34 protein-coding genes are annotated in these 23,372 nt (G+C 43.2%); 31 read left to right on the forward strand and 3 right to left on the reverse strand.

What is annotated here, in order from left to right; genetic code table 11:
* The first annotated feature begins 190 nt into the window (after positions 1-190).
* The 4 genes from HED67_RS14200 (at position 191) to HED67_RS14215 (ending at position 4,254) form a co-directional block, all read left to right on the forward strand.
* Positions 191-934, forward strand: coding sequence for an amino acid kinase family protein (locus HED67_RS14200; protein WP_015513778.1), 744 nt, complete (start codon positions 191-193; stop codon positions 932-934).
* Between the two features lie 318 nt (positions 935-1,252).
* The gene (locus tag HED67_RS14205; RefSeq protein ID WP_178441401.1) at positions 1,253-2,209 is read left to right on the forward strand and encodes an acyl-CoA dehydratase activase-related protein; all 957 of its coding nucleotides are present in this window, start codon (positions 1,253-1,255) and stop codon (positions 2,207-2,209) included.
* Positions 2,209-3,282, forward strand: coding sequence for a 2-hydroxyacyl-CoA dehydratase (locus HED67_RS14210; RefSeq protein ID WP_221718711.1), 1,074 nt, complete (start codon positions 2,209-2,211; stop codon positions 3,280-3,282). Before HED67_RS14205 ends, HED67_RS14210 begins: the two co-directional genes overlap by 1 nt.
* A complete protein-coding gene (locus HED67_RS14215; RefSeq protein ID WP_015513775.1) occupies positions 3,283-4,254 on the forward strand; it encodes an acyl-CoA dehydratase activase in 972 nt (323 codons plus the stop codon).
* A gap of 72 nt (positions 4,255-4,326) precedes the next feature.
* Here HED67_RS14215 and HED67_RS14220 read toward each other — a convergent pair whose 3' ends face one another.
* Entirely contained in the window at positions 4,327-5,193 is an 867-nt protein-coding gene (locus HED67_RS14220) for a YitT family protein (RefSeq protein WP_221718712.1), read from the reverse strand.
* A 217-nt stretch (positions 5,194-5,410) separates the two neighbouring features.
* Between HED67_RS14220 and HED67_RS14225 the strand changes: the two genes are divergently transcribed.
* Positions 5,411-5,611 carry a DUF6472 family protein gene (locus HED67_RS14225; RefSeq protein WP_221718713.1) on the forward strand — a complete coding sequence of 67 codons (201 nt, stop codon included), beginning with the start codon at positions 5,411-5,413 and terminating at the stop codon, positions 5,609-5,611.
* A gap of 126 nt (positions 5,612-5,737) precedes the next feature.
* Here HED67_RS14225 and HED67_RS14230 read toward each other — a convergent pair whose 3' ends face one another.
* A complete protein-coding gene (locus HED67_RS14230; protein ID WP_178441398.1) occupies positions 5,738-6,289 on the reverse strand; it encodes a prolyl-tRNA synthetase associated domain-containing protein in 552 nt (183 codons plus the stop codon).
* 289 nt (positions 6,290-6,578) lie between these two features.
* Between HED67_RS14230 and HED67_RS14235 the strand changes: the two genes are divergently transcribed.
* From HED67_RS14235 to HED67_RS14275, 9 genes are all read left to right on the forward strand, one after another.
* Positions 6,579-7,244, forward strand: coding sequence for an HAD family hydrolase (locus HED67_RS14235; protein ID WP_221718714.1), 666 nt, complete (start codon positions 6,579-6,581; stop codon positions 7,242-7,244).
* A gap of 302 nt (positions 7,245-7,546) precedes the next feature.
* A complete protein-coding gene (locus tag HED67_RS14240; protein WP_221718715.1) occupies positions 7,547-9,877 on the forward strand; it encodes an anaerobic ribonucleoside triphosphate reductase in 2,331 nt (776 codons plus the stop codon).
* Complete coding sequence (nrdD, locus tag HED67_RS14245) at positions 9,834-10,010, forward strand: anaerobic ribonucleoside-triphosphate reductase (RefSeq protein WP_015513769.1); 177 nt, start codon at positions 9,834-9,836, stop codon at positions 10,008-10,010. The genes HED67_RS14240 and nrdD overlap by 44 nt, the downstream gene beginning before the upstream one ends.
* A 213-nt stretch (positions 10,011-10,223) precedes the next feature.
* On the forward strand, positions 10,224-10,757 hold the full coding sequence (gene nrdG, locus HED67_RS14250) for an anaerobic ribonucleoside-triphosphate reductase activating protein (protein ID WP_221718716.1): 534 nt from the start codon (positions 10,224-10,226) through the stop codon (positions 10,755-10,757).
* Between the two features lie 80 nt (positions 10,758-10,837).
* On the forward strand, positions 10,838-11,353 hold the full coding sequence (locus tag HED67_RS14255) for a cob(I)yrinic acid a,c-diamide adenosyltransferase (protein ID WP_221718717.1): 516 nt from the start codon (positions 10,838-10,840) through the stop codon (positions 11,351-11,353).
* Between the two features lie 40 nt (positions 11,354-11,393).
* Positions 11,394-12,026, forward strand: coding sequence for an NUDIX hydrolase (locus HED67_RS14260; protein ID WP_221718718.1), 633 nt, complete (start codon positions 11,394-11,396; stop codon positions 12,024-12,026).
* Between the two features lie 44 nt (positions 12,027-12,070).
* A complete protein-coding gene (locus HED67_RS14265; RefSeq protein ID WP_221718719.1) occupies positions 12,071-12,619 on the forward strand; it encodes a hypothetical protein in 549 nt (182 codons plus the stop codon).
* Positions 12,616-13,506, forward strand: coding sequence for a LysR family transcriptional regulator (locus tag HED67_RS14270; RefSeq protein ID WP_221718720.1), 891 nt, complete (start codon positions 12,616-12,618; stop codon positions 13,504-13,506). Before HED67_RS14265 ends, HED67_RS14270 begins: the two co-directional genes overlap by 4 nt.
* Before the next feature lie 166 nt (positions 13,507-13,672).
* Positions 13,673-13,843: an SDR family oxidoreductase gene (locus HED67_RS14275; RefSeq protein ID WP_260702744.1), complete on the forward strand. Its 171-nt coding sequence runs from the start codon at positions 13,673-13,675 to the stop codon at positions 13,841-13,843.
* 84 nt (positions 13,844-13,927) lie between these two features.
* Here the strand turns inward: HED67_RS14275 and HED67_RS14280 are convergent, their stop codons facing one another.
* A complete protein-coding gene (locus HED67_RS14280) occupies positions 13,928-14,794 on the reverse strand; it encodes a class I SAM-dependent methyltransferase (RefSeq protein ID WP_221718721.1) in 867 nt (288 codons plus the stop codon).
* Positions 14,795-15,449: 655 nt separating this feature from the next.
* Here HED67_RS14280 and rpsJ point away from each other — a divergent pair.
* From rpsJ to rplF, 17 genes are all read left to right on the forward strand, one after another.
* A complete protein-coding gene (rpsJ, locus tag HED67_RS14285; protein ID WP_015513761.1) occupies positions 15,450-15,767 on the forward strand; it encodes a 30S ribosomal protein S10 in 318 nt (105 codons plus the stop codon).
* Between the two features lie 128 nt (positions 15,768-15,895).
* On the forward strand, positions 15,896-16,525 hold the full coding sequence (rplC, locus tag HED67_RS14290; protein ID WP_117527647.1) for a 50S ribosomal protein L3: 630 nt from the start codon (positions 15,896-15,898) through the stop codon (positions 16,523-16,525).
* A gap of 27 nt (positions 16,526-16,552) precedes the next feature.
* Positions 16,553-17,173: a 50S ribosomal protein L4 gene (rplD, locus tag HED67_RS14295; protein ID WP_015513759.1), complete on the forward strand. Its 621-nt coding sequence runs from the start codon at positions 16,553-16,555 to the stop codon at positions 17,171-17,173.
* Complete coding sequence (gene rplW, locus HED67_RS14300; RefSeq protein ID WP_015513758.1) at positions 17,173-17,472, forward strand: 50S ribosomal protein L23; 300 nt, start codon at positions 17,173-17,175, stop codon at positions 17,470-17,472. Before rplD ends, rplW begins: the two co-directional genes overlap by 1 nt.
* Before the next feature lie 77 nt (positions 17,473-17,549).
* Entirely contained in the window at positions 17,550-18,392 is an 843-nt protein-coding gene (gene rplB, locus HED67_RS14305) for a 50S ribosomal protein L2 (protein WP_221718722.1), read from the forward strand.
* A gap of 12 nt (positions 18,393-18,404) precedes the next feature.
* Positions 18,405-18,683 (forward strand): 30S ribosomal protein S19, encoded by a 279-nt coding sequence (rpsS, locus tag HED67_RS14310; protein WP_015513756.1) that lies wholly within the window; start codon positions 18,405-18,407, stop codon positions 18,681-18,683.
* 29 nt (positions 18,684-18,712) lie between these two features.
* Complete coding sequence (gene rplV, locus HED67_RS14315; RefSeq protein WP_215632352.1) at positions 18,713-19,099, forward strand: 50S ribosomal protein L22; 387 nt, start codon at positions 18,713-18,715, stop codon at positions 19,097-19,099.
* Positions 19,100-19,112: 13 nt separating this feature from the next.
* Positions 19,113-19,775 (forward strand): 30S ribosomal protein S3, encoded by a 663-nt coding sequence (rpsC, locus tag HED67_RS14320; protein ID WP_215632353.1) that lies wholly within the window; start codon positions 19,113-19,115, stop codon positions 19,773-19,775.
* Positions 19,775-20,212, forward strand: coding sequence for a 50S ribosomal protein L16 (gene rplP, locus HED67_RS14325; protein ID WP_221718723.1), 438 nt, complete (start codon positions 19,775-19,777; stop codon positions 20,210-20,212). The genes rpsC and rplP overlap by 1 nt, the downstream gene beginning before the upstream one ends.
* Positions 20,202-20,411 (forward strand): 50S ribosomal protein L29, encoded by a 210-nt coding sequence (gene rpmC, locus HED67_RS14330; RefSeq protein WP_215632354.1) that lies wholly within the window; start codon positions 20,202-20,204, stop codon positions 20,409-20,411. Before rplP ends, rpmC begins: the two co-directional genes overlap by 11 nt.
* Positions 20,412-20,437: 26 nt before the next feature.
* Positions 20,438-20,695: a 30S ribosomal protein S17 gene (gene rpsQ, locus HED67_RS14335; RefSeq protein ID WP_117540821.1), complete on the forward strand. Its 258-nt coding sequence runs from the start codon at positions 20,438-20,440 to the stop codon at positions 20,693-20,695.
* A 30-nt stretch (positions 20,696-20,725) separates the two neighbouring features.
* Positions 20,726-21,094, forward strand: a complete 369-nt coding sequence (rplN, locus tag HED67_RS14340) for a 50S ribosomal protein L14 (protein WP_015513752.1) — start codon at positions 20,726-20,728, stop codon at positions 21,092-21,094.
* A gap of 25 nt (positions 21,095-21,119) precedes the next feature.
* Positions 21,120-21,431: a 50S ribosomal protein L24 gene (gene rplX, locus HED67_RS14345; protein ID WP_117527670.1), complete on the forward strand. Its 312-nt coding sequence runs from the start codon at positions 21,120-21,122 to the stop codon at positions 21,429-21,431.
* Between the two features lie 22 nt (positions 21,432-21,453).
* A complete protein-coding gene (rplE, locus tag HED67_RS14350) occupies positions 21,454-21,993 on the forward strand; it encodes a 50S ribosomal protein L5 (protein WP_117540819.1) in 540 nt (179 codons plus the stop codon).
* Positions 21,994-22,007: 14 nt separating this feature from the next.
* Positions 22,008-22,193 (forward strand): type Z 30S ribosomal protein S14, encoded by a 186-nt coding sequence (locus tag HED67_RS14355; RefSeq protein WP_215632355.1) that lies wholly within the window; start codon positions 22,008-22,010, stop codon positions 22,191-22,193.
* A 24-nt stretch (positions 22,194-22,217) separates the two neighbouring features.
* Positions 22,218-22,613, forward strand: a complete 396-nt coding sequence (gene rpsH / locus HED67_RS14360) for a 30S ribosomal protein S8 (protein WP_117527654.1) — start codon at positions 22,218-22,220, stop codon at positions 22,611-22,613.
* Between the two features lie 204 nt (positions 22,614-22,817).
* On the forward strand, positions 22,818-23,360 hold the full coding sequence (gene rplF, locus HED67_RS14365; protein WP_221718724.1) for a 50S ribosomal protein L6: 543 nt from the start codon (positions 22,818-22,820) through the stop codon (positions 23,358-23,360).
* The last annotated feature ends 12 nt before the right edge of the window (positions 23,361-23,372 follow it).

Here is a 23,372-nt window from a genome sequence, read left to right on the forward strand (position 1 = left end):
TAACATTGTACCACAGAATTTTGGGAAGGGGTATGTATTTGTATTGCAATTTTATACAAAATATGGGTATAATGATAATGTATGTTCTGCGGCCGGAATGAATTGGTGGACAGGACAGGGAGAATGAGGCACAGCAGATCAATGCGAACATTCGCCCATAGAATCCGTAAGCATGAAAAGAGGATAAGAAATGGATCATAATTTATACCATGAAATAGAAGATAAGGCACAGATTCTAGTAGATTCTCTGCCATATATCAGAGATTTTAACCAGAAGATTATTATTATCAGTTTCGGATGCAGCAATATCCTGACCGATGAGGAAGAACAGGAAGTTATGCGTGACATTGCGTTGATGAAATCCATCGGTATGCGTCCGATTGTTGTTCACGATACCAAGATGGGACATGACAAATTCCGAGAGAACAAACGTATTGCCAAGATGATTGAATTCTGCGGGGTAAAGGCAGTGGGTATCTGCGGTATCGATTTGCAGACTATTCATATGACACTGGACAATGATTATATTCCGGTTATTACGCCGAATGATATTGACAATGAGGACACACCGATTCTGCCGGAAGAGGCTGCGAAGGAAATTGCCGTGTCAACCGGTGCAGAGAAGGTGCTTTTCCTGGGCAAAGAAGACGGCATCAGAGATGATGAAGGCCATATTATTTCACAGATGACCTGTGATGAGGTGGTCAAGATGTATGTAGCAGGAAAGTTTGAGGGAAGACTGCTTCAGAAAGTGACCTATGCCCTTCAGATGATTGAGCAGGGGGTGCCGAGGGTGCATATTCTGGGATCAAAGATGGCCCATGCGCTGTTGGTGGAGATTTTCAGTATTATCGGCGTGGGTACAGTGATTATGCCTGACAAAGAACATTATTATCCACATGAATTGAAGAAGAGAGCGGCCGCTGCAAAGTAATATCGGACGGACTTTGCCGGGATTATACATAGGATACAAAGCGTATTGATAAGCAATAAGAGAAGCTGATGCACAGAGAATAAGGCATCAGCTTTTCTGTGCTCTGAATTTATGAAAACAGATATTTTTCAAGAAAAAATCATAAGAAAAAACAGTCGGGAAATGTCAGTAAAATGTATGCGACAAATGGTGCAAATCGTATGTTGACATTACGTTTCATTAAAATGATAATATAGTGTGCAGGAGGCGGAAAAGGCCGCTGACGCAAAGAAAAAGTGAAATGAATTTTAGATGTGCATACACAGAAAGGATATAGAGATGAAGGAAAGAAACAGTACGGCAGCCATCAGTGTGAAGGCACCTGTGATCGGACTGCCAAGGGCGATGCTGTATGATCGTTATGAAGTGTTGTGGAAGTCATTTTTTTCAGCGTTGGGTATGAAGGGTATTGTCAGCAAGCCTACCAATAAAGCGATGATTGAAGCGGGCTCAGCACTGGCAATTGATGAAGCCTGTCTTTCCACTAAGATTTATCTGGGCCATATTCAGTCGCTGATCGGAAAGTGTGATTATATTCTTGTTCCGAGAATCAGCAATTTCGGTCTGCACCGGAATATGTGTACGAAGTTTGAATCACTATATGACGTTGTCTGTAATGTGTTCCGTAATACGGATCAGAAGTTTGTTGCCTACAATGTAGATGCCCTTCAGAAGATTGATGAAGAGAAGGCTTTTGTGGATCTCGGAACAGCTCTCGGCTATGATAGGAAGACGGCACAGAAGGCTTATAAGAGGGCGAAGAGGAACGAAAGTGAAGACTGGAAGAAGAAGGTTCACGAAGAGGAAGCTTTGTATAAGTCACAGAGTATTAAGGTATTGATCGTTGCCCACAGCTATGTGTTAGGCGATGCTTACATCGGACAGCCTGTTATTGATTACCTGAAGGGTATGGAAGTGACGCCGATCCGCGCAGATGTTGTAGATCGTAAGGAAGCACTGAAGCAGAGTGCGAAGGTATCAAAGACGCTGAAGTGGGAGCTGAGCCGTGAACTGATGGGCAGTATCCAGATGCATCGTGACAAGGTGGATGGTCTGATTCTCCTCAGCGCATTTCCGTGCGGACCGGATTCTATGGTGAATGAGATGATCATTCGTAAGTTCACCGGACTTCCGATTCTGAATATTGTTTTGGACAATCAGGATGGTACCGCCGGACTGGAGACGAGACTTGAGAGCTTCACGGATATCCTGAAGCTGAAGAAGGGGGTACTGTAATGGACATAGGAAAAAAGAAGGTGTCATTTCCAATGGTAGCTAATTACGACAGTGTGGTTCGCTACTTTGTGGAATGCGGTCTGGACGCGCAGTTTATCATGCCGCCGAAGATGACAAGGCGGACACTGGAGATTGGTTCGAGATACAGCCCGGATTATGTCTGTGCACCTTTTAAAAGCACATTAGGAAGTATGATCGATGCACTGGAAGCAGGTGCAGATACCCTGGTTATGACCATGGGATTATGCCGCCTGGGTTATTACGGCGAACTTCAGGAACAGATTATCCGTGATCTCGGCTATAATTTTGAGATGATCAATCTGGCAGAATATACAACGGGCAAGAACAGAGATTATCTGAAGGCGCTGCGCCGGATCAATCCGAAGATGAGTCTGGCAAAGTTTACACTGGCCGCTGCAGAGGGTCTGAAGATGGTGGAATATATCGATGAGATTGAGGCAGAATACTACAGAAATTGCGGTTTTGAACTCAACAAAGGTGACTATAAGAAAGCGTTGGACAGATTTTATCTGGCGATGAATATGGCGAAGTCCAAGAAGGATGTGGAGGAAGGCTATCGCGAAGCAAAACGTGAATTTAACCGTATTCCGATGGACAAGCCGGAGCAGCCTTTAAGAGTGGGTATCGTCGGAGAATATTTTACCATCATGGATCCTTTCTCCAATCTGGATCTTGAACAGAAGCTGGCGGATATGGGTGTGGAAGTGCATCGCTGGATGAATATTACCAATCGAAATCTGCACTATAAGGGACAGAAGAATCTTGGCGTTCAGATTGCCGAATATTGTCAGTATGAGATGGGACCGACATCCACAGCCAATATCTGGTGTGCGAAGAATTATGCGGTCAATGGCTTTGATGGTATCGTTCATGTGAAATCTGCAGGCTGTACACCGGAGATTGACGTTATGCCGATTCTTCAGAATATCAGTGCGGATTATAAGATACCGGTATTATACCTAACTTACGATTCACAGACAAGTGATACGGGACTTGAGACCCGTGTGGAAGCATTTTACGACATGATAAGTATGAGAAAGAAGGTTGTCTAAATGGAAGAGGCATATCTTGGTGTTGATATAGGTTCGATTTCGACCAAAGGTGTTATTATAGATAAAAATTACAAGATTCTGGCCAGTGAATATATCTGGACAGAAGGCGACCCGATGGGCGCAGCGAGAAAACTGATCGAGCTTCTGGAGAAGCAGTTTGACAAAGAGAAATATCAGATCGTGGCAACAGGTACGACAGGCAGTGCCAGAAAGCTGGTAGGTGCCATGCTGGGCGCAACCATGGTGAAGAATGAGATCACGGCCCATGCAGTGGGAACAACTACACTTTATCCGGATGTACGGACGATTCTTGAGATTGGCGGACAGGATTCCAAGATTATCCTTGTGGAAAACGGCGTTGCTGTGGATTATGCGATGAATACGTTGTGTGCAGCCGGAACAGGTTCTTTCCTTTCAAGCCAGGCAAAGCGTCTGGGCGTGGAAGTCGAAGATTTCGGCAAGATCGCTCTGACATCCAAACACCCTACGCAGTTGGCGGCAAGATGTACGGTTTTTGCGGAATCGGATCTGGTGCATAAGATCCAGATGGGCCATACCAAAGAGGATATTATTGCCGGTCTCTGCCGTTCTGTTGTCAACAACTATCTGAACAATGTAGGTAAAGGCAAGAAGATTGTTTCGCCGGTTGTATTCCAGGGCGGTGTGAGCAAGAATATCGGTGTTGTGGAGGCTTTTAAGAAGGCGCTGGGCTGCGATATCATCGTGGATGAGAACGGACATCTCATGGGTGCCCTCGGTATTGCGATTTTGGCCGGAAAGGGCAATAAGAAGAAAGTCTTTGATTTCTCTGTTGAAGATATGGTATTTAAGACAAGAGAGATCAACTGCGGACGCTGTCCGAATAATTGCGAGATCATCTGTGTATACAGAGATGACATGCTGATCGATTCATGGGGCAACCGATGCGATAAAGGTGCACTCAAAGCGGGCACACGTACCGGTGTCAAATAGCAAAAAGGCATTTCTCTTCATTGGGGAAATGCCTTTTGTATATTTAGAACATCTGGAAGTATGTCCTGTTTATTAGTGATATTCCTTCTGCAGGGAGAAACCGCGGCCGCGAACTTCACGGACTTCATTGATGGTAATGAAGGCGTTGGGGTCAATGGCGCGGATCAGCTCCTGAAGTTTAAAAAGTTCACGGGGGGAGACAACCGTCAGTACAGCATAGGTTGGCCGGCCGGTATAACCGCCTTCGATAGAAAGGAGGGTTGTTCCGCGATCCAGATCTGTCTGGATTTTTTTGTTAATTTGCTGATACTCCGGACTGATGATCTTCAGCTGAATCTGACGTTTGCCGTTGATGAGCAGGCGATCCAGGATAACGGTGTAAAGAACAACCAGAAGGATGCCGTAGAGCACTTGTTCTCTGTCCGAAATGAAAATCTGCAGGATGAGTATGCAGAAATCAAATAAATACAGACTGACGGAAACCGGGAAACCGAGCTTCTTCTCAATGACAAGGGGTGGAATATCCATACCGCCTGTGGAGGCACCGGCCTGAATAACAAGCCCGAGTCCAATACCGATACCTGCACCGGCAAAAAGGGTGGCAAGCATCCTGTCATCTGTCAGAGGGCCTACACGGCTGGACAGCAGCTGCAGAATGCTTAAGAAAAACGGATACTCAAATGTGCTGAGGATTGTTGTCAGGGCAAAGGCCTTTCCAAGAACCCAGGCACCGAGAAGGAACATGGCAATATTGAAGACATAGACAAAGGCTGTGATCGGTATATGGAACATATATTGACCGAAAAGCGCCAGTCCTGTTGTGCCGCCGGTGATCAGATTATTCGGAAGAATAAAAAAGGCAACAGCGACAGTATAAATCAGATTGCCCAGGGAAATGATCAAAAAATTGTGAAGGGTTTTTGAGATGTTCTTTTGCATGCTGTGTTACTCCTTTGCTGTGATAAAACAAAAAAGGAAGATGAATAAAATCCATCTTCCTTCAATAAATATAGTGATAAAAAATATTCCGTTGTCTGAATGCGTGGTATAATAGACACATGGAAAAACCTTCTTTTAAACAAGTAATAGTCATTAATGGATTTAGTTTACACCAAAATAGCACAAATGTAAATATTATTTTTGAGGGAGACGGATGATGAACAAGAAAATAGAAAAGAAAAGAATCTCAAGCTGCGATATATGTATGAATTATACTTATGATGAAGATTATGAGTGCTATACCTGTGAAGTGGATCTGGATGAGGATGAGATGGCCCATTTCATGCAGGATACCTACTATAACTGCCCGTATTTTCAGATGGGGGATGAGTATAAGATTGTGCGTAAGCAGATGTAGTGCAGCATCAGCCGATAGATACAAAAGGACTGCCGATTCGATGATCAAAGATTTATCAGTAAAGCTTTGATCATCGAATCGGCAGTCCTTTTATGGGATCAATTTAATCGAAGGCGTCTGCTCATACTAAAGGTTCACATACAGGACATTATGGTCTGTATATGGCAGAAATTTGTTCAGAACATCATTGGTAGACAATGTCAGGCTGGAGGTGTTGATGCATGGGTGGCATCCGATCAATGGCTGATCGACAACTTCCTGATCCATGACAAGCTGAACATGATGATCGTGATCATTCATCAGTCCGAGAATACTTGCAGAGCCCGGAGTCAGATCAAGGTAGGCTTTCATATATTCCGGCGGAGCAAAAGATAATCGGGATGAGTTGATCTGCTTGCAGAAATCCCGTGTGATGAATTTCTTGCGTCCCGGCATCATCAGAAGGTAAAACTTGGTTTTCTGTGAGTTGCAGAGAAAAAGGTTCTTGCAAATTTCAACGCCGAGGAGTCTGTCAACATCCTGACATTCATCAATGGTGTTCATAGCGTCATGGTCAATTCGGACAAAAGGTATATTCAGTTCTTCAAGAAGGTCGTAAACGCGGTTTTCTTTTTCGAGACGCTCATCCGTAGGACGTGTGGTATAAATTGTAGGATCTATATGTTTTCTGTCAGTCATTTAAATCGCCTCTTTCTTCCTATTAAAATGTATTAATCTATATCATGGATACTACTATACAGCGTTTTTTTCAAAAATCAAGAGGCATATTGGCAAAGGAGCAGATAAGAAAAGAGATTCGGAAAAAGGATGACCAATAAAAACGACATTTTGAAAAGAAATATGTATAAAAGAAACAAACTGGTTCTACCAGTAAATGGCAAAGTATTGAGCAAAAAATACTGTGCAGGGAAAATAAAAAGGTGTATAATAGGCATTACGGAAATTTTTCGGTACAACGGAGGTAAAAATGAGCAGACGATATGATACGATTATTTTTGACCTGGATGGAACACTGTTAAATACATTGGAGGATCTGGCAGATGGTGTCAATGCAGCGCTGAAGCATTTTGGAAGACCGGAGCGGACATTGGATGAAGTCCGTCAGTTTGTCGGCAACGGCGTGCTGAATCTGATGGACAGGGCAGTGCCGGAAGGAAAGGAAGCAAAGGATTTTCAGGCAATCTATGAGTGGTTTAAAGCCTACTATGCCGCACATTCAGAGGTGAAAACACGTGCTTATGACGGAATACCTGAACTTTTGAAGCAGCTGCAGGCAGAACACTTCAAGATGGCCATTGTGTCCAACAAGTTTCATGACGCCGTATGTCAGCTCAGCAGATGTTATTTCGGAGAGCTGCTTCCGGTATCTATTGGTGAGAATGAGGCTGCCGGGATCAGGAAGAAACCTGCGCCGGACACAGTTTTTACAGCTTTGGAACGTCTGGGTTCTACCGTTGAACATGCTGTATACATCGGAGATTCTGAGGTAGATGCTGCGACAGCCCGCAATGCAGGAATGGACTGTATACTGGTGAGCTGGGGATTCAGAGAACGTGAACTGCTGGCATCATTTAAACCGATGGCGATTGCGGACAAACCTGCAGATATTCTGGAGATATTGAGTCATCAGTAATTTACAGCGAATGTATGTAGATTGAGGAATTTTTGAAAGGGTTCGTTTATGATGTCATACGAAGCAAGAGACATATGTATACAGTATGAAGTATGAATTTGCAAAACGCTGTCAATGGCATTGACATTCTATCAAAAGCACAATATAATACTAAATATTGTATCATATGAGATAGAAAATACCATATATACGAACATAAAGCAAATTGAAAATAAAGTATGAAAGATGTAAATGTGACCTTTCCCCATGAAAACAGTGAAGATATGAGGAATTAAAATATATAACAGAGGGAGCGTAAACGGATGATAGAGAAGATACAAAAAAGGAACGGCCAGATGGTGGCGTTTGATTCAGTGAAGATTCTGAATGCTATCAGCAGAGCAAATATGGCAGTTGAAGATGAGGTGATGGATCCGGCAGATCTGTCTTACCTGACACAGAAAGTGTGCAGTCGGCTGAATCCGGATGAGGTTGTTACAGTTGAGCATGTACAGGATGTTGTGGAGGAGACATTGATCCGGTTTGATTATGCGAAGACTGCCAAGGCATACATTCTCTATCGTGCTGAGCATACGAAGATCCGCCAGACGGAATCTGATCTGATGGATATTTATTCTAAGCTGACTTATTCCAGTGCCATGGATGAAGATATCAAGCGTGAGAACGCGAATATTGATGGTGATACAGCCATGGGTACAATGCTGAAATACGGTTCAGAGGGCGCGAAGTATTTCGTTGATAATTATGTTTTGCCGAAGGATATCGCAGCAGCCCATATCAATGGTGATATCCATATTCATGACAAGGATTTCTATATGCTGACAGAAACATGTTGTCAGATCGATCTGATCAAGCTGTTTAAGAATGGTTTTTCAACCGGTCACGGTCATTTGAGAGAGCCTCAGTCCATTATCAGCTATGCAGCACTGGCATGTATCACAATCCAGGCCAATCAGAACGAGATGCATGGCGGACAGAGCATTCCGAATTTCGACTATGCCATGGCAGACGGCGTGAAGAAGACGTATGCCAAGGAATATTATACATGGCTGGCAGCCAGCATGAGATTAGAGACTGGCATTGATGATGATCAGGCAGCTGCTATTGTTGCCCGTGCGAAATCCGAGATTACAGAGGAACTGCGTATTGCCAATATGGATGCTTACGGCAGAGCTTTGCTGGATCTGAAACCAGAGGGAATTTCAGAAGAATATTTAAAGAAGGCGCATGATTTTGCTGTTGCTGAAGCATTGAAGACGACAGAGAAGCAGACGCATCAGGCAATGGAAGCACTGATCCACAATCTGAATACCATGAATTCCCGTGCCGGTGCCCAGGTGCCGTTTAGTTCTGTCAATTACGGTACAGATACATCGGAGGAAGCCAGAATGGTGGTTAGAAATCTGCTGACAGCCACAGAGGATGGTCTTGGCGGCGGAGAGACACCAATTTTCCCGGTTCAGATTTTCAAGGTTAAGGAAGGTGTGAATTTCAATCCGGGTGATCCGAACTATGACCTGTTCCAGTTGGCTTTAAAGACTTCTGCGCAGCGTCTGTTCCCAAACTTCAGTTTTATTGATGCGCCGTTTAATCTTCAGTATTATCGTCCGGGTGATTATAATACAGAAGTTGCTTACATGGGTTGCCGTACAAGGGTTATGGGCAATGTCTACGATCCGACCAAGGAAGTAACCTGCGGCAGAGGCAATTTAAGCTTCACATCCATTAACCTGCCACGTCTGGGTATCGAAGCCCATGGCGACATTGACAAGTTTTTCAAGTCATTGGATGATATGATAGATCTTGTTATCCGTCAGCTGATGCACCGTTTCAAGATTCAGTGTTCCAAGGTTGTCAGAAACTATCCGTTCCTGATGGGACAGGGTATCTGGATTGATTCAGAACATCTGGATATGGATGACAGTGTAGCAGAGGTTCTGAAGCATGGTACATTGAGCGTCGGATTCATTGGTCTGGCAGAGACATTGAAGGCACTGACAGGCAAGCATCATGGTGAATCAGAAGCATCCCAGAAGCTGGGACTTGAGATCATCGGTCATATGCGCAATCGTATGGATGAAGAATCCCGGAAGACAGGCCTGAACTTTACATTGCTGGCAACACCTGCAGAAGGTTTAAGCGGTCGTTTTGTCCGGATTGATCAGAAGAAATACGGCAAGATTCCGGGCGTAACAGACAGAGAGTACTATACTAACTCATTCCATGTGCCTGTTTATTATCCGATTAAGGCTTATAAGAAAATTCAGCTGGAGGCACCTTATCATGCACTGACCAATGCGGGACATATCAGCTATGTCGAGTTGGACGGTGACACATGTAAGAACCTGAAGGCATTTGAATCTGTGATCCGATACATGAAGGAGCAAGGCATCGGTTATGGTTCCGTGAACCATCCGGTAGACCGTGATCCGGTGTGTGGATACACAGGCGTTATAGATGATATCTGTCCGCGATGCGGACGTAAAGAAGGAGAACCGGTCAGCCTGGCTTTCCTTAAGGAACTCAGAAAGAAATATCCGAATGTACCGGTGTACACGGATGAAGAAATTATGGCAGGAGGAATTGAACATGACTGGAGAAGAACTCAGGAATGCGGATGCAGCAGCAAATAGTGCAGTAGTAGGTGAAGGCGTGAAATTTGAAAGAATCCGTCGAATCACAGGTTACCTTGTAGGCACAACAGACCGATTCAACGACGCAAAACGTGCAGAAGAACACGACCGCGTAAAACATGGCCTGAACTAAGGAACATATAAACTATTAGTTAAGTGATAGTGCTAGACATATACTTGGCTAAAATATAACCTACACACAAGAAAAATCGGCTGCCCGGTAGCGGCCGATTTTTCTGGTATCAGAGATTGTATAGAAAGACAGATAATTTTGAGACATAAAAAACTGTAGCGGGAACTATGGAGGTTTCAAAATTATCGTCAACATAGAAACAGGAGAAGAAAAATGGACAACTGGGAAGCCGAAACACTCAATATCAGCGGAATTGTAGATGATTCTATTGTGGATGGGCCGGGCCTGCGGTATACTATATTTGTGCAGGGATGTCCGCATGGATGTCCGAAATGCCACAATCCGCAGACACACAGTTTTGAAGAGAACAAGCGTGTAACCCTTGGTCAACTCATGTCAGAAATCAAGGAGAATCCACTGTTGTACGGGGTAACTTTTTCAGGCGGAGAGCCTTTCTGCCAGCCGGGGCCGCTGGCGATTCTTGGTCAGCAGATAAAGAAGGCAGGCATGCATTTAATGTGTTACAGTGGTTATACGTATGAGCAGCTTTTGAAAAGAGCAGAGACAGAGCCGGATGTGACCGCATTACTCGATGTAGTGGATGTTCTGGTGGATGGCCCATTTCTGATTGTTGAACGTGATTTGGAACTTTTATACAGGGGCAGCAGGAATCAGCGTCTGATCGATCTGAAAGCGATGCGTGAAAAAGGAGACAGATCGCATGTGATTTTGTGGCAGGAAATGTAGCGCACCGACGAAATGCGTAGCATTTTGGAGGTTAGCTCTGAACAGTTATATAATATGATAATTTATGGGGGGATGTAGGCATGCATCATATTTATACCGGGGATGGAAAGGGCAAGACAACAGCAGCGGTAGGGCTGGCGGTACGGTGTGCAGGAAGCGGCAGAAGAGTGCTTTTTACACAATTTCTTAAACCGACGAAATCCGGTGAAATAGAAGCCATGGAAGATATGGAGAATATGCAGATCTGGCTTTGTCCGGCAGAGTTTGGTTTCACCTGGCAGATGACGGATGAAGAGAAGGAAGAAGCAAAAGATATTTATGAACGTTATATATGGGATATTACCCGAATGGTTTTACAGGGGAATTTCTCTATGCTTGTGATGGATGAAGTGATTGGTGCATGCAGTGCAGGACTTGTGAATGAGGATGAACTGATGGAGATGCTGGAACAATTTCCGGATGATATGGAGGTTGTTCTGACGGGACGTAATCCATCAGAGCAGTTGTGTGACTGGGCAGATTATCTTACGGAAATGAAGAAAATTAAACATCCTTTTGATAAAGGCGTCAAGGCTCGCAAGGGTATTGAATATTAACAGCAGAGGCATTCGGCCTGAGTAAAAGGATGGTAGAGAGATGTTTGAGACATTAAAGGGCAGAATACCAAAGTCCATTGACGAAGAAGAATATCGCAAGTTTGCAGTGATGGTGGCTCTGGTAAAACAGGACGACGGACTGAATGTTGTCTTCGAAAAACGTGCAGGCGGTTTGAAACGACAGCCGGGAGAGATCTGTCTGCCGGGCGGTGCGCGCGATGGTAATGAATCATCAGAAGAGAATGCCATCCGTGAGATGATGGAAGAATTGAAGGTATCCAGAGAACAGATTCATATGATTGCACAGATGGATACACTTTATACGGCTTATGACAACAAAGTTTCTGTATACCTGTGTGAATTGACGGATTATGAAATGACTTATAATGCAGATGAGGTAGCAGAAATTTTTACAGTGCCGCTAAAGTTTTTTATGGAAACAGAACCAGTGGCATATGTGAATACTGTCAGGTTGCTGCCTCCGGATAACTTTCCGTATGAGCAGATACCGGGAGGCCGGAATTATCACTGGCGGGATGGACATAAGAAAGTCTATTTTTATTATTATAAAGACTGGATTATCTGGGGGCTGACGGCTTATGTATTGCGCGGTGTTGTGCGGACGTTGAAAGCGGAGTTGCCGGGGATAGAGTGTGGAAAGCTAGTTGTATAAAAACTGACTAATAGGTACAATGAAAAGATGAAAAGAGGCATGATATGAAAAATTATACAGGAAAGGTGACGGATGTTGACAATAACGGCAATCCGATCAAGAAGAAATCAACTGGTAAGAATGGCAAGAAATCTGGTTTTAAGAAGCCGGCGGCAGCGAAGAAATCATCAGGTAAAAAGCCGTTGAAGGATATTACGGCTGTGATGACGAAGAAGCCGGTGCGCAAAATTGTGGAGTACTATTATTTCTTTGATGAAGAGATGGATGCCAGAAAACTGCAGTCAGCGGTAGGCGAAAAATGGTTTGAAAAGGCAGATATCTGGCCGGAACTGAATCTGATGGAAGTGGAGATGAATTTTGATTCTCTGATTTTCCAGAATGCAGAGGAGTGTTTTATAGATCCGGCAGACCAGCAGTGGTTTGAGGAGCAAGGTATTAAGACAAAGTACCAGATTAGTTATGACACCGGTGATATTGAGGCGGTTCGGGAAGTACTTCACAACATTATGGCTGCCCTCGGCGGAAGAATCTGCAGCGATACAGACGATTTTGAACCGAGCTGCACGGCGGATACACTGGACAAGCTTATATGAATTCACAGCAGATAGCGTATTTTCTTGAGGTTGTCAGACAGGGAAGCTTTACAAAGGCTGCCCAGGTGCTGTATACGTCACAGCCGTCTTTAAGCCGTCAGATCGCGCGGCTGGAAGATGAGTTTGGGGCGGAACTTTTTTGCCGGTCAAGAACAGGAGCTGTTTTATCACCGATCGGGAAGAAATATTACGATTTATTTGTCGAGATGGAAAAACGTCTGGCGGAATTGTCTATGGAGGCGAAGAGAGAATCTCTGCGGTTTGAGAAGCGCGTTCATATGGGAGTGCCGGAAGGGTGGGATGTTCTTCCATTGATTGAGAAAATGGAAGCGTTACTGGCAGAGCGTCGGGAAGAACTGAAAATGACTTTTTCAGCTTATAGCTACCGTTTGCTGCTGTCCCAGCTTCGCAATCACCAGATTGACGGATGTATCTGTCCGAAGGGGCTGATTGTGCCATTGGAGCATATGTCCTTCCTCGATTTACCGCCCCTTCAGAATGTGCTGCTGTATTCCAGAAAGCATCGTTCGCCTGAAAATGGCTTGGAATATACTCTGAAGGATTTTAGAAAGGAAAAACTGTTGTTGCTTGAGCAGGAGGATACTTCTATTCCGAAGGCGTATCAGCTGGGCTTTCTCCAGGATAAAGGCATTATTCCTGAGACAAAAGAATACCACAATATTGATTCGATCCTGTTGGATGTGAGTTTGGACAAAGGCTTTGCCATCTCAGATATCTGGTCAAGGGGCGCATTTGACAGGAATCTGTCCTGTTTGAAACTGGACCAGAAAATGCCCATCTGCGTGGCATGGCCGGAGAATCATTCCTTTGATGAGATGCGGCTGTTTGCCGATTTGTTTAAAGAGAGCATGGAGTCTCTGCAGTAATGCAGGGACTTATTTTAGCCTGCAAAGCAGACTTGAATGCTGTTTCGAATGTATAGGCAAATCTGACATACGTATTAATTGTGGAAATTTTAGCATACATTTTTAGTTATATATGACATGAATGAATGGGTATTTTACAGTGGCCTGACCGGATGGATCAGATGAGATTGCAACATTTGATCAGGAATTCATGAAGACATGCAATGAGCATATCTGCAGAAGCGTTCCAAAGGCAGAAGCAGTAGATCAGGCCAATGCAATTCTGTTCTTCGCAAGCGACCTTTCAAAAGCGACAACAGGTCAGGCACTTGTTGTTGACTATGGCTGCAATCTGTAAAAAATAAAATATAAAAAAGAGGTATCTACCCTTTCGAAAATGAAAAGTGAAGGGGAGATACCTCTTTTTTTCTGTAAAGGTGTATTAAAGTTCCCAGCGACCGGATGCGCCGCATGGTAAGACGAGGCTGTTGCCAGATACCGGAAGGCCGACTTCGTCAGCAACAACATGGCCGCCGTGGTTGGCTTTGACAGCAGTTGAGAGCATGTAAGTCAGAACGGCCGGCTGAAGTCCGGTTGTGTAGGAGTTTACAAGGAAGAACAGCGGATTGTCGCTGAGCAGTTTCTCGCATAACTGGATGAATGGGTAAATGGATGTCTCAATCTTCCAGATTTCGCCCTTAGGGCCGCGGCCGTAGGATGGTGGGTCCATGATGATGGCATCATAGTGATTGCCGCGTCGGATCTCGCGTTCTACAAACTTCTGGCAGTCGTCAACAATCCAGCGGACGCTTGTCTCAGGCAGTCCGGAGAGCTTGGCATTTTCCTTGGCCCAGCCCACCATGCCTTTAGAAGCGTCTACATGGGTTACATGGGCGCCTGCTTTGGCTGCGGCACATGTGGCACCGCCTGTGTAGGCAAAAAGGTTTAGAATCTTCACAGGGCGGTTGGCTTTCTTAATGATAGAAGAGAACCAGTCCCAGTTGGCAGCCTGTTCCGGGAACAGGCCGGTGTGCTTGAAGCTGAATGGCTTCAGGTTGAAAGAAAGTCCGAGATGATGGTATTGGATCGTCCATTGCTCAGGCAGGTCAAAAAACTCCCATTCGCCGCCGCCTTTATTGCTGCGGTGGTAATGGCCGTTCATCTTCTTCCAGCGTTTATCCGTTTTTGGTGTATTCCAGATGACCTGCGGGTCTGGGCGTACAAGAATGTACTGTCCCCAGCGTTCAAGCTTTTCGCCGCCACAGGTATCGATGACTTCATAATCTTTCCAATTATCAGCAGTCCACATAATATCCTCCATAATATATAAAATCAATAGGTCCGTGGTTACAGACGCTATATCCGATAAAAGCAGGGTGCTATACGTGTGTATGTGCAATCCTTGCTTATTATAGTATAAATAATGCAGCGTGTTTTTACAATATATAAATACAATTGAATTGAATATCAATTAGATGAAGTTTTTGATAGGGGTGCAAGGATGCGGACGGTAGGTGCTTTCAGGAGGCAGTTGGATGCGGATAGATAGTATTATTATAGAAGAAACAGAAAAAGCGTATGATTCGGAATATATTTACCGGTACGGAACGTGCGTGTTTGCCTTAACAGACAAAACTTTTTGTGTATACAAACAAATACATAAAAAGTTTGAGCTTTTTCAAAAAAACACTTGCATTCCTGTGCTTTATGGTATATACTAAAAAAGCTTGTGACATTGATAGCTATGAAGCGTGAGGTTGCTGCGAGGGTTGCGCAGGTGTTCCGTGGAGCGAATGTCAAGTTTGAAAACTGGCGACAAGTCACTGTACAAAGTTAACAAGGTCTGTCTATAAGAGAATGTAAGACAGAATAAGTGTGTGTTGATATCAGGAAACACACGGGAAAGTGTACAGTCACCGCTTGTCGTACTTGATGAATAGTGCGAAAAGGAGGCGGCTTTTTTTATGGCAAGTCAAGTAATGAGAATTACACTCAAAGCGTATGATCACAAATTAATCGATCAGAGCGCTGGTAAAATTATCGAAACTGTAAAGAAAACAGGATCTAAGGTGAGCGGTCCAGTTCCTCTTCCAACAAAGAAGGAAGTTGTTACAATCTTAAGAGCAGTTCACAAATACAAAGATTCCAGAGAACAGTTTGAACAGCGTACACATAAGAGACTGATCGATATCATCGCTCCAAATCAGAAAACAGTTGATGCATTATCCAGACTGGAAATGCCTGCTGGCGTTTACATCGACATCAAGATGAAAACAAAATAATAACATTGAAAACAATCCTTAGGTATTGGGTTGATATAGATTCTGACGAAAGTCGAAGATGTACTCAATGCGTCTAGGATGAACGCAATAGCGTTCCGCTGTAGATTTAAACAGGAGGTGCATTCTTTATGAAGAAAGCAATTTTGACAACGAAAGTTGGTATGACTCAGGTCTTCAGTGAAGACGGAGTTTTAACACCGGTAACAGTTCTTCAGGCTGGCCCTTGTGTAGTAACACAGGTTAAGACAGTTGAGAATGATGGTTACAGTGCAGTCCAGGTTGGTTTTGGCGACATCAGAGAAAAACTGGTCAACAAACCAAAGAAAGGCCATTTTGCAAAAGCTGGCGTAACAGCTAAGAGATTTCTTAAGGAATTCAGACTGGAAGATGCTGAAAGCTATACTTTAGGTCAGGAAATCAAAGCAGACGTATTCGCTGCTGGTGACAAAGTAGATGCAACAGCTAAATCAAAAGGTAAAGGCTTCCAGGGTGCAATCAAGAGACATGGACAGTCCAGAGGACCTATGGCTCATGGTTCCAAATATCACAGACATGCAGGTTCTAACGGATCAGCAACAACTCCGGGCCGTGTATTCAAAGGCAAACATATGCCAGGTCACATGGGTGCAGTAAGAGTTACAGTTCAGAACCTTGAGGTTGTAAGCGTTGACGCTGAAAAGAACCTTATCCTGGTTAAGGGCGCAGTACCTGGACCAAAGAAATCTTTAGTAATGCTGAAAGAATCAGTAAAAGCTTAATTGGTTTGAGAAAGGAGGACATTACAGATGGCAAAGTTATCTGTTTACAATATTGAAGGTAATCAGGTTGGAGAAATCGAACTGAATGATGCCGTATTTGGTGTAGAAGTTAATGAAAATCTCATGCACAAGGCAGTAGTTGCTCAGCTTGCAGCATCCCGTCAGGGAACACAGAGCGCAAAGACACGTTCTGAAGTAAGCGGCGGCGGCAGAAAGCCATGGAGACAGAAAGGAACAGGTCATGCAAGACAGGGTTCAACAAGATCTCCACAGTGGACAGGCGGTGGCGTAGTATTCGCTCCAAAGCCAAGAGATTACTCAATCAAATTAAACAAGAAAGAAAGAAGACTGGCTATTAAGTCTGCATTAACAACAAAGGTTAATGAAAGCAAGCTTATCGTTCTTGATTCTTTCGAACTTGACGAAATCAAAACAAAGAAATTCGTAGCAGTTATGAATAACTTAAAGGCTGAAAAAGCTCTGGTTGTTTTGAATGAAAAGAACGACAACGTTATCAAATCCGCTAACAACGTTCCTACAGTAAAGACTGCTCTTACAAATACTATTAACGTATATGACATTCTGAAGTACGATACACTTGTACTGACACAGGATGCAGTTGCAACAATTCAGGAGGTTTATGCATAATGGCAGATTTAAAATATTATGATGTCATCCTCAAACCAGTCATCACTGAAAAGAGTATGAATGCAATGGCTGATAAGAAGTATACATTCCTGGTTCATCCGGATGCAACAAAGTCTCAGGTTAAAGAAGCTGTTGAAAAAATGTTCGCTGGAACAAAGGTAGCAAGTGTTAATACTATGAACTACGATGGTAAGACAAAGAGACGTGGTATGACATTTGGTAAGACAGCAAAGACAAAGAAAGCTATCGTTAAACTGACAGCTGAAAGTGCTGACATCGAAATCTTCGAAGGCCTTTAAGATCAGGCCGTAAGGCACAACGAATTATATGCAAATAAGCATGACAATAAATCAGACACTTGAAAGGAGTGAACGAAATGGGTATCAGAACATATAACCCATATACACCTTCCAGAAGACATATGACCGGTTCCGATTTCTCTGAGATCACAAAGTCAACACCAGAGAAGTCCCTTACAGTATCCAAGAACAGCAAAGCTGGTCGTAATGCTCAGGGTAAAATTACAGTAAGACATCGCGGCGGCGGTGCTAAGAGAAAATACAGAATCATTGATTTTAAGAGATATAAAGATGGTATTCCTGCAACTGTTAAGTCTATCGAATACGATCCAAACAGAACAGCAAATATCGCTCTGATCTGCTATGCAGATGGTCAGAAAGCATATATCATCGCTCCTAACGGCTTACAGGTTGGCGCAGTTCTTATGAACGGACCTGAAGCAGAAATCAAGCTTGGTAACTGCTTACCACTGGCTCAGATTCCTGTAGGTACAATGGTACACAACGTAGAGCTTCATCCTGGTAAGGGCGGACAGCTTGTTCGTTCCGCTGGTAACGCAGCTCAGCTGATGGCTAAAGAAGGCAAATATGCTACATTAAGACTGCCATCAGGTGAAATGAGACTTGTTCCTATCCAGGCAAGAGCTACTGTTGGACAGGTTGGCAACATTGATCACGAACTGATCAATATCGGTAAAGCAGGACGTAAGCGTCACATGGGTATCAGACCTACTGTTCGTGGTTCCGTAATGAACCCTAATGACCATCCACACGGTGGTGGTGAAGGTCGTGCGCCTATCGGTCGTTCCGGTCCTATGACTCCATGGGGTAAACCAGCTCTGGGTTATAAGACTCGTAAGAAGAATAAACAGTCTAACAAGATGATCGTAAGAAGACGCGACGGAAGCATGATTAAATAAGGAGGTTAGATTATGGCCAGATCACTTAAAAAAGGACCATTTGCAGATGAGAGCTTACTTAAAAAAGTAGACGCTATGAACGCAGCAGGCGATAAGTCAGTTATCAAGACATGGTCACGCCGTTCAACTATTTTCCCACAGATGGTTTCACATACAATCGCAGTACACGATGGCAGAAAACATGTTCCAGTATATATCACAGAAGATATGGTTGGTCACAAATTAGGTGAATTTGTAGCAACAAGAACATACAGAGGACATGGTAAAGACGAAAAGAAATCAAGACGTTAAGATTATAGTTTGAAAGGAGGCTTTCATCCATGGCTAAAGGACATAGATCCCAGATCAAGAGAGAAAGAAACAGCAATAAGGACACAAGACCAAGCGCAAAGCTGTCTTTTGCAAGAATTCCTGTTCAGAAAGCTTGTTTCGTTCTTGACGCAATCAGAGGCAAGGATGTAGAAACAGCATTAGCAATTTTAGCATACAACCCAAGATATGCTTCAACAGTTATCGATAAATTATTAAAATCAGCAATTGCAAACGCAGAGAACAACAATGGTATGGACAGAAGCAAACTCTTCATCGAAGAGTGCTACGCAAGCAATGGCCCGATCATGAAGAGAATTCAGCCTAGAGCACAGGGCAGAGCTTACAGAATCGAAAAGAGAATGAGTCATATCACAATCGTGCTGAATGAAAGATAAGGAGGAGTAAGCAATGGGACAGAAAGTTAATCCTCACGGCCTCAGAGTCGGTGTTATTAAGGATTGGAATTCCAGATGGTATGCTGATGCTGATTTTGCTGATAATCTGATCGAAGACCACAAGATCAGAACATACCTTAAGAAGAGATTATACAGTGCCGGTGTTTCCAAGATTGAAATCGAAAGAGCATCTGACAGAGTAAAAGTAATCGTATATACAGCTAAACCAGGCGTTGTAATCGGACGTCAGGGTTCTGAAATCGAAAAAGTTAAAGCAGAACTGAAACAGTTCACAAACAAAAAGCTTTTAATTGATATCAAAGAAGTTAAAATGCCTGAATGTGACGCTCAGCTTGTTGCAGAAAACATTGCTGCACAGCTTGAAAACCGTATCTCCTTCAGACGTGCTATGAAGTCTTCTATGCAGAAGACAATGCGTTCAAGAGGCGGCGTTAAAGGTATCAAAACTAGCGTAAGCGGACGTCTGGGCGGTGCTGATATGGCTCGTACAGAGTTCTACAGCGAAGGTACTATTCCACTTCAGACATTAAGAGCAGACATCGATTATGGCTTCGCAGAAGCTAACACAACTTACGGTAAAGTTGGTGTTAAGACATGGATCTACCATGGCGAAGTTCTTCCAGTAAAGGGCAATAAGGAAGGGAGCGATAAATAATGTTAATGCCAAAAAGAGTAAAACGTCGTAAGCAGTTCCGTGGCTCCATGGCCGGAAAAGCACAGCGTGGTAATAAAATTTCTTATGGTGAATACGGTATCGTTGCACTGGAACCTGCTTGGATCAAATCCAACCAGATCGAGGCAGCCCGTGTTGCCATGACACGTTACATCAAACGTGGTGGTAAAGTTTGGATTAAAATTTTCCCTGATAAACCTGTAACTACAAAACCAGCTGAAACACGTATGGGTTCCGGTAAAGGTACACTGGAATACTGGGTAGCAGTTGTTAAGCCAGGTCGCGTAATGTTCGAAATCGCAGGCGTTCCTGAAGAAGTTGCAAAAGAAGCTCTTCGTCTGGCTACTCATAAGCTCCCTGTTAAATGCAAAATCGTTTCTCGCGCAGATTTAGAAGGCGGTGATAACAGTGAAAACTAATGAATATGTAAAAGATTTAAATACAAAGTCTGTTGACGAATTAACTCAGGCATTAGTAGAAGCTAAGAAGGAACTCTTTAATCTGAGATTCCAGAATGCTACTAACCAGTTAGAAAACACAAGCAGAATCAAAGAAGTTCGCAAAAATATTGCCAGAATTCAGACAGTGATCACTGAAAAGGCTAACGCTGCTGAATAATTTGGCGGAGAAAGGAGACTATTGTCGTGGAAGAAAGAAATCTTAGAAAGACAAGAGTAGGTAGAGTTGTCAGCAACAAAATGGACAAAACAATTGTTGTTGCCATTGAAGACCGTGTAAAACATCCTCTGTACAAGAAGATCGTAGATAGAACATACAAATTAAAAGCTCACGATGAAAACAACGAATGCAACATCGGTGACAGAGTTAAAGTAATGGAGACAAGACCTTTATCAAAAGATAAGAGATGGAGACTTGTTGAAATTGTCGAAAAAGCTAAATAATTAGTTCAGTAGAATTCAGGAGGTAAAGTCATGATTCAACAGGAGACAAGACTTCGTGTTGCTGATAATACAGGCGCAAAAGAACTGCTCTGCATCCGCGTTATGGGTGGTTCAACAAGAAGATATGCCAACATTGGTGATGTGATTGTTGCTACTGTTAAAGATGCAACACCAGGCGGAGTTGTTAAAAAAGGCGATGTTGTAAAAGCTGTTGTTGTTCGTACAGTTAAAGGCGCTCGCCGTAAAGATGGTTCATATATCAGATTCGACGAAAATGCTGCTGTTATCATCAAAGATGACGGAAACCCAAGAGGTACGCGTATCTTTGGACCAGTAGCAAGAGAGTTACGTGAAAAACAGTTCATGAAGATCGTTTCACTGGCACCAGAAGTTCTGTAAGGAGGTGGCGACCGTGTCAGCAACAATGAGAATTAAAAAAGGCGATATGGTTCAGATTATCGCTGGTAAAGATAAAGGCAAGTCCGGTAAAATTATTGCTATCAACCATAAAAAAGGCGTTGTATACGTTGAAGGTCTCAACATGATCACCAAACATACAAAACCTTCTATGGCTAATCAGCAGGGCGGTATCATCCATACAGAAGGTCCTATCGATGCTTCAAACGTTATGTACCTTTACAATGGTAAGCCGGCAAGAATTCAGTATCAGATCGTTGACGGTAAAAAAGTTCGTGCAGCAAAGGTTAAAGATCAGGCTGCAGTAGTAATTGATTAATTGACGAAAGGAGGACATGACGGTGAACAGATTACAGGAAAAATACAACAATGAGATCGTTCCAGCAATGATCGAAAAGTTTGGTTATAAGAATATCATGCAGGTTCCAAAGCTCAACAAGATCGTTATCAACATGGGCGTTGGCGAAGCAAAAGACAACTCCAAAGTATTGGATTCAGCAGTTAAAGATCTTGAGATCATCGCAGGTCAGAAAGCTGTTGTCACAAAGGCTAAAAAATCTATCGCTAACTTCAAGATCAGAGAAGGCCTTCCAATCGGTTGTAAAGTAACATTAAGAGGCGAAAAAATGTATGATTTCGCAGATCGTCTGATCAACCTGGCACTGCCACGAGTACGTGACTTCAGAGGTGTCAGCGCAAACTCCTTCGATGGCAGAGGTAACTATGCCCTTGGTATCAAAGAGCAGCTGATCTTCCCTGAAATCGAATACGATAAGGTAGACAAAGTCAGAGGTATGGATGTTATCTTCGTTACAACAGCCAACACTGATGAAGAAGCTCGTGAATTAATCCGTTTATTCGGTATGCCATACGTAAAATAAGGAGGTAGTGTTTCATGGCTAAGACAGCAATGAAAATCAAACAGCAGCGCAAACCTAAATTCTCCACAAGAGAATACAATCGTTGCAGAATTTGCGGACGTCCACACGCTTACTTAAGAAAGTATGGTATCTGCAGAATTTGTTTCCGTGAATTAGCTTACAAGGGCGAAATTCCGGGTGTTAAGAAAGCAAGCTGGTAAGATTAGGAAGGGAGGAACCTTAGAATGACAGATCCAATCGCAGATATGCTGACAAGAATCCGTAATGCGAACACTGCAAAACATGATACAGTTGATGTTCCTGCATCAAAGATCAAAACAGAGATCGCAAGAATCCTTTTAGATGAAGGTTATATCAAAGCATACGAAATCGTAGAAGACGGCGTTGTTAAAACAATTAAGATCACACTGAAATATGGTGCTGATAAGAACCAGAAGGTTATCTCTGGACTTAAGAGAATCTCCAAACCTGGTCTTCGTGTATACGCAGGTGTAGAAAATATGCCTAAGGTACTTGGCGGTTTAGGTATCGCTATCATTTCCACAAACAAAGGTATCGTTACAGATAAAGAAGCAAGAGCCATGAACGTTGGCGGCGAAGTTTTAGCATTTGTTTGGTAATTAAAAGATAAAACGCAGAGCATAGGGCAAGGGATGCGGATAAGCAAAAACTGCTTATTCGGCCTGTGTGCAATGCAATCTGCTTTAAGAATCGCTTAAAGCTTGAAATCGATATTATATTCTAGTATAATATATAAGTCAAATTTACAAATCTACTGAAAACGGAGCGGAATGCTCCTGCAATTTAAGTAAGGAGGTACGGGCATGTCACGAATCGGAAGAATGCCAATCGCTATTCCTGCAGGCGTTACTGTTGAGATAGCAGAAAATAATAATGTGACTGTAAAAGGTCCTAAAGGAACTCTTGCTAGAGCTTTAGCACCTGAAATGGAGATTAAAATCGAAGATGGTCACGTTGTAGTTACAAGACCAAACGATTTAAAGAAGATGAAATCATTACACGGATTAACCAGAACACTCATCCACAACATGGTTGTTGGTGTTACTGAAGGTTACACAAAGAAACTTGAAGTAAACGGTGTAGGTTACAGAGCTCAGAAACAGGGTAAGACTCTTGTATTATCATTAGGTTATTCACATCCTGTAGAAATGACTGATCCGGAAGGTGTTACAACAACTCTTGAAGGTCAGAACATTATCATTGTATCAGGTATCGACAAAGAAAAAGTTGGCCAGTACGCTGCTGAAATCAGAGACAAGAGAAGACCTGAACCATATAAGGGCAAAGGTATCAAGTATGCTGATGAAGTAATCAGACGTAAGGTTGGTAAGACTGGTAAGAAATAATTAAAGGAGAGT

The organism is Pseudocoprococcus catus, assembly GCF_019734885.1.
Taxonomy (GTDB): Bacteria; Bacillota; Clostridia; order Lachnospirales; family Lachnospiraceae; genus Coprococcus_A; species Coprococcus_A catus.